This is a genomic window from Thiothrix caldifontis (genome assembly GCF_900107695.1).
Classification (GTDB): Bacteria; Pseudomonadota; Gammaproteobacteria; order Thiotrichales; family Thiotrichaceae; genus Thiothrix; species Thiothrix caldifontis.
Window position 1 is genome coordinate 1 of sequence record NZ_FNQP01000059.1, and the last position, 1,394, is coordinate 1,394.

General features: G+C 39.4%; 1 protein-coding gene. It reads left to right on the forward strand.

Translation table 11 applies throughout. The features are described from left to right. The coding region (locus BLV87_RS18900) for an integron integrase (RefSeq protein ID WP_093071205.1) at positions 1–1,298 on the forward strand (1,298 nt) is incomplete at its 5' end. Positions 1,299–1,394 lie beyond the last annotated feature (96 nt).

Consider the following 1,394-nt stretch of genomic DNA (forward strand, 5'->3'; position numbering starts at 1 on the left):
TTTTTTTGCCTAAAGGAATCTTAATTATGAAAACCATTTGTTCTGTATCTGTATGGAATACACTATCATCTGAAGTATTCTTCTATTCGGAATTTAATCTAACTGGACTCAAGTTAGATAAAGCTAATCGGTATCTTGCTTCACTGAAGCGTAGGATTATGACTATCTCTAATGGTAGTTATGATTTTGATACTGCTGTATCTGAATCTCGTATAGTTGTAGCTGGATACAATAAGGCTATAAACGATTTACTGGGTGAAGTATACGAACCTATTAGAACCGATTTTGAGTTAAACAGAGACACATCAAATCTTGTTCCTGTTGCCCCTGTCAAGGTCGAATCTGTTGAAGCTCTCCTTGTGAGGGTTCAAGAATTTATGAGAACTAAGGGCTATTCACGTAAGACTGAGCAGGCTTATCTGATATGGATTAAGAGGTACGTATCCTTTAATAATAATAGACATCCCTCAAAACTGAATCATCTGAACATTGAAGCGTTTATTAATCATCTGGTAAATGTTGATAAGGTTGCTATAGCTACTCAAAGGCAGGCGTTTAATGGTGTAATGTTTCTGTATCTGAAATTTCTTCAGGTGAAACTTGACCCAATGAATTCTATGAAGCTGTCATCTAAGCAAGTTAAATTGCCTACTGTCCTGAATAAGGATGAAGTAGCTAAACTTTTTGCTGAATTAGATGGGACACAGCTACTTATTGCGAAATTATTGTATGGAACAGGTATGAGACTTATGGAGTGTGCGACACTCCGTATTAGAGACATAGACTTTCAACGTGGTGAGATTCATGTACACGCTGGTAAAGGTGGTAAGGATAGGATTCTTATGCTACCTAAAACTCTTACTGCTGAAATGAAGGAACATGTTAACTCCGTAGCTGACATACACGCTAAGGATTTAGCTAATGGTTGGGGTAAAGTTGTTATACCTTGGCTTAAGGGTAATAAACTTAAGGCTCGTCAATCTGAATTAGGCTATCAGTTCTTGTTCCCTGCTTCTAAGATTTATGTTGATAAGGATAGCCATGAATGCTTTAGACATCACATCCATGAGACGTACATACAGAAGACTTTACGCAGTGCTGGCCTGAAGGCTGGTATCACTAAGGGCGTGTATCCCCACTGTCTCAGACATTCATTTGCCACAGCTCTACTTGAAGCGGGCTATGACATTAGGTCTCTACAGGAACTTATGGGGCATTCCGACATTAGCACGACATCTGTATACCTCCACGTTGCTAACATAAGTGCTAACGGTTGCAGGTCTCCACTAGACTTGTGATAACGGTTTCTTCATCTGGGGCTTGCTGGTAACATTCCCTAGTAGCATTTAACAAGATGTTGCTGCATACCTGACGGATGCAGAACTAAGACGTTA